This is a genomic window from Vibrio sp. 1562, from assembly GCF_033340155.1.
GTDB classification, from domain to species: Bacteria; Pseudomonadota; Gammaproteobacteria; order Enterobacterales; family Vibrionaceae; genus Vibrio; species Vibrio alginolyticus.
The window spans coordinates 1-4,006 of the sequence record NZ_JAWOVY010000060.1 but is presented as its reverse complement, the minus strand read 5'-3'; the positions used below and the strand labels follow the sequence as shown (position 1 = coordinate 4,006).

Annotated in this window: 4 protein-coding genes; all 4 read left to right on the top strand. The window is 59.6% G+C overall.

The annotated features are described in order from the left end of the window. Positions 1-1,165: IS91-like element ISVsa3 family transposase (locus tag R7Z49_RS23045; protein ID WP_000320694.1), on the top strand; the 1,165-nt coding region annotated here is incomplete at its 5' end. Between the two features lie 30 nt (positions 1,166-1,195). After that, positions 1,196-2,080: a DUF3363 domain-containing protein gene (locus R7Z49_RS23040; RefSeq protein WP_276434679.1), complete on the top strand. Its 885-nt coding sequence runs from the start codon at positions 1,196-1,198 to the stop codon at positions 2,078-2,080. Positions 2,081-2,298: 218 nt separating this feature from the next. After that, entirely contained in the window at positions 2,299-3,513 is a 1,215-nt protein-coding gene (gene floR / locus R7Z49_RS23035) for a chloramphenicol/florfenicol efflux MFS transporter FloR (RefSeq protein WP_276434680.1), read from the top strand. A gap of 27 nt (positions 3,514-3,540) precedes the next feature. Then, entirely contained in the window at positions 3,541-3,846 is a 306-nt protein-coding gene (locus R7Z49_RS23030; RefSeq protein WP_001255015.1) for a LysR family transcriptional regulator, read from the top strand. Positions 3,847-4,006 lie beyond the last annotated feature (160 nt).

Sequence of the window (4,006 nt, the reverse complement as noted above, 5' to 3'; positions counted from 1 at the left end):
GGTTGATGAAGTACTGCCTGAACAACCCATGCGTCAGTGGGTGTTGAGCTTCCCGTTTCAGCTGCGTTTCCTGTTTGCCAGCCGGCCCGAGATCATGGGGTGGGTGCTGGGCATCGTTTACCGCGTCATTGCCACGCACCTGGTCAAGAAAGCGGGCCATACCCACCAAGTGGCCAAGACGGGCGCGGTCACCCTGATCCAGCGTTTTGGATCGGCGCTCAATCTGAATGTTCACTTCCACATGCTGTTTCTCGACGGTGTGTATGTCGAGCAATCCCACGGCTCAGCGCGTTTCCGCTGGGTCAAGGCGCCGACCAGCCCAGAGCTCACCCAGCTGACGCACACCATCGCCCACCGGGTGGGTCGCTATCTGGAACGGCAAGGCCTGCTGGAACGGGATGTCGAAAACAGCTATCTGGCCTCGGATGCGGTGGATGACGACCCGATGACACCCCTGCTGGGGCACTCGATCACTTACCGTATCGCTGTCGGTTCACAGGCGGGGCGAAAGGTGTTCACTTTGCAAACTCTGCCGACCAGTGGTGATCCGTTCGGTGACGGGATTGGCAAGGTAGCCGGGTCCAGCCTGCACGCCGGCGTGGCGGCCAGGGCCGATGAACGCAAGAAGCTCGAACGGCTGTGCCGGTACATCAGCCGCCCGGCGGTATCCGAGAAGCGGCTGTCGTTAACACGAGGCGGCAACGTGCGCTACCAGCTCAAGACGCCGTACCGGGACGGCACCACGCACGTCATTTTCGAACCATTGGATTTCATTGCAAGGCTGGCCGCCCTGGTACCGAAGCCCAGAGTCAACCTAACCCGCTTCCACGGGGTGTTCGCACCCAACAGTCGGCACCGGGCGTTGGTCACGCCGGCAAAACGGGGCAGGGGCAACAAGGTCAGGGTGGCTGATGAACCGGCAACACCAGCACAACGGCGAGCGTCGATGACATGGGCGCAACGGCTCAAGCGTGTTTTCAATATCGACATCGAGACCTGCAGCGGCTGCGGCGGCGCCATGAAAGTCATCGCCTGCATTGAAGACCCTATAGTGATCAAGCAGATCCTTGATCACCTGAAGCACAAAGCCGAAACCAGCGGGACCAGGGCGTTACCCGAAAGCCGGGCGCCACCGGCTGAGCTGCTCCTGGGTCTGTTTGACTGACGAGCCTGAAGGCCAACGATACCAATCAAAATGCTGCGTTCACAGCGCCGCGGCAGGGATCCGCCGTGCTGGTTGTCGGAAAAGGAGCCGCTAGTGGGAAAGAGGAGGGTAAATTTTCAGCGTTGCTGGCTCCCCGTCAGCCGGATTGGGTTGCATCGCAGGGGTGTCGAAAGAGTCAACTGCGGTCCAAAGCTGTTGGACTTGGGTGAAAAGGGCGTTTATTCTTCCTATACGTGCCGCGTTCCAGGCGGCGACTATGAGGGCTATGTCGATGCCCATGTGCGCCGGCTGGAGGCGCTACGCCGGGCCGGTATCGTCGAGCGGATCGACGCCGACCAATGGCGCATCCCCGATGATCTGGTCAGCCGTGCCGCCGCCCATGACGCCGGCCGAGACAGTCAGGCCAGCGTTCGCGTCCTTTCCCCGGTCGATCTGAACAAACAGATCGGATCGGACGGCGCGACCTGGCTGGACCGGCGGCTGATCCACGGCGAGACGGCCGACCTTGCGCCAACCGGCTTCGGGCAACAAGTCCGCGAAGCCATGGACCAGCGCCGCGAGCACCATATCGAACAGGGCGACGCCACCCGCAGCCGGGACAGCCGCGTCTTCTACCGGCGCAACCTTCTCGCCATCCTGCGGGAGCGCGAGGTAGCCGGCGTCGGATCGGATATGGCTTTGAGTAAGGGCCTGCCGTTCCGCGCCGCCACGGACGGCGAGAGCGTCAGCGGCAAGTTTACCGGAACCGTGCATCTATCGAGCGGCAAGTTCGCCGTGGTCGAGAAATCCCATGAGTTCACCCTTGTCCCGTGGCGGCCGATCATCGACCGCCAACTCGGCCGCGAGGTTATGGGCATCGTGCAGGGCGGGTCGGTGTCGTGGCAGTTAGGGCGGCAGAGGGGGCTTGAACTCTGATGGTTGCTATTGCGCATTGCGAAGCAAAAGATAATCGGATAAAATGTAGCAATTCATATTCGTAAGCGTGGAGTAATCAGATGGGAAATTCCAAGTCAGCAGACAAGTAAGCCGCAACAACCAGTATTGTTGTTGCGGCGCTCTGTAAGGCTAGTCTCATCTGATTGCTGACGAGCAGACGCCGCCCGGTATTTTTCTATTCGAGAGGTTGATTCGTCATGACCAACACACGCCCCGCGTGGGCCTACACCCTGCCGGCAGCTTTGCTGCTTATGGCACCCTTCGACATCCTCGCTTCGCTGGCGATGGATATTTATCTTCCAGTCGTTCCAGCGATGCCGGGCATCCTGAATACGACTCCATCCATAATCCAACTCACGCTGAGCCTCTACATGGTGATGCTCGGTGTGGGCCAGGTGATTTTTGGTCCGCTCTCAGACAGAATCGGGCGACGGCCAATTCTACTTGCGGGCGCAACGGCTTTCGTCATTGCGTCTCTGGGAGCAGCTTGGTCTTCAACTGCACCGGCCTTTGTCGCTTTCCGTCTACTTCAAGCAGTGGGCGCGTCGGCCATGCTGGTGGCGACGTTCGCGACGGTTCGCGACGTTTATGCCAACCGTCCTGAGGGTGTCGTCATCTACGGCCTTTTCAGTTCGATGCTGGCGTTCGTGCCTGCGCTCGGCCCTATCGCCGGAGCATTGATCGGCGAGTTCTTGGGATGGCAGGCGATATTCATTACTTTGGCTATACTGACGATGCTCGCACTCCTAAATGCGGGTTTCAGGTGGCACGAAACCCGCCCTCTGGATCAAGTCAAGACGCGCCGATCTGTCTTGCCGATCTTCGCGAGTCCGGCTTTTTGGGTTTACACTGTCGGCTTTAGCGCCGGTATGGGCACCTACTTCGTCTTCTTCTCGACGGCTCCCCGTGTGCTCATAGGCCAAGCGGAATATTCCGAGATCGGATTCAGCTTTGCCTTCGCCACTGTCGCGCTTGTAATGATCGTGACAACCCGTTTCGCGAAGTCCTTTGTCGCCAGATGGGGCATCGCAGGATGCGTGGCGCGTGGGATGGCGTTGCTTGTTTGCGGAGCGGTCCTGTTGGGGATCGGCGAACTTTACGGCTCGCCGTCATTCCTCACCTTCATCCTACCGATGTGGGTTGTCGCGGTCGGTATTGTCTTCACGGTGTCCGTTACCGCGAACGGCGCTTTGGCAGAGTTCGACGACATCGCGGGATCAGCGGTCGCGTTCTACTTCTGCGTTCAAAGCCTGATAGTCAGCATTGTCGGGACATTGGCGGTGGCACTTTTAAACGCTGACACAGCGTGGCCCGTGATCTGTTACGCCACGGCGATGGCGGTACTGGTTTCGTTGGGGCTGGTGCTCCTTCGGCTCCGTGGGGCTGCCACCGAGAAGTCGCCAGTCGTCTAACCGACGACTGGTAGCAGGCCCGCTCCGATGCGGCGCACTAACCATCGAAACCTCGTGAATGTCGGTATCCTGTCTGGCAGGATACCGCTCATTTCCCTTGTTCAGTTCATCGCCGTCGCCGAGCATCTGAATTTTCGGCATGCGGCCAAGGCACTTGGTATCAGCCAGTCGAGCGTCAGCGCGCGTGTGAAAGCGCTGGAGGATAACCTTGGTGTCCTGCTATTTGAGCGCCATGCGCGGGGCGTTCGGCTAACAGACGCAGGCAGGCACTTCATGGAGCGTGTCACGGCGGGTGTCGATCAACTCGATCACGCAGTGAAGACCGCGGAGTGACGGGCACTGGCTGGCAATGTCTAGCAACGGCAGGCATTTCGGCTGAGGGTAAAAGAACTTTCCGCTAAGCGATAGACTGTATGTAAACACAGTATTGCAAGGACGCGGAACATGCCTCATGTGGCGGCCAGGACGGCCAGCCGGGATCGGGATACTGGTC